Origin of the sequence: Paraburkholderia sp. SIMBA_027, from assembly GCF_046535315.1 — a bacterium.
In the GTDB taxonomy this organism is placed as follows: Bacteria; Pseudomonadota; Gammaproteobacteria; order Burkholderiales; family Burkholderiaceae; genus Paraburkholderia; species Paraburkholderia tropica.
This window is the reverse complement of sequence record NZ_JAWRWY010000119.1, coordinates 1-428: the sequence shown is the minus strand read 5'-3', so window position 1 is coordinate 428 and position 428 is coordinate 1. Positions and strand designations below refer to the sequence as shown.

Annotated in this window: 1 protein-coding gene; it reads left to right on the top strand. The window is 30.1% G+C overall.

What is annotated here, in order from left to right; all coding sequences use genetic code 11:
* Positions 1 to 102: 102 nt before the first annotated feature.
* Complete coding sequence (locus tag SB764_RS38395; protein ID WP_410866519.1) at positions 103 to 423, top strand: hypothetical protein; 321 nt, start codon at positions 103 to 105, stop codon at positions 421 to 423.
* Positions 424 to 428: the final 5 nt, after the last annotated feature.

Here is a 428-nt window from a genome sequence, read left to right as displayed (position 1 = left end):
ATAATTATTGTGTTTCTGAGAAAGGGCTTTTTGGATGAGATTGTAATTCTTAGAATGTTTAATTTATAGTTTTTTACCAAACCAAAGGATTTGTGCGGTAGCGTGGGGTATTTAAACAGATATACAAAACATATATCCTATAAAAATCACAAGATTAGACCCCATCAAAAACAATCAACATATACTACTGCAAAGGAACTAGCTAAAACGATGCTTCAAAATGGATTTAAAAAAGGAACTACTGTTAGATTAATTTCATGTAGAACTGGAGTTTTTGGAAATGGTGTTGCTTATCAATTATCTAGATATTTAAAATCACCAGTAACTGCGCCTACTAATTTAGTCAGGGTATTAGAGGATGGTAGCTATCAAGTTTTTGGAAATGGTCGATTTAGAACATTTTTTAATACAACAATAAAATAAATTAG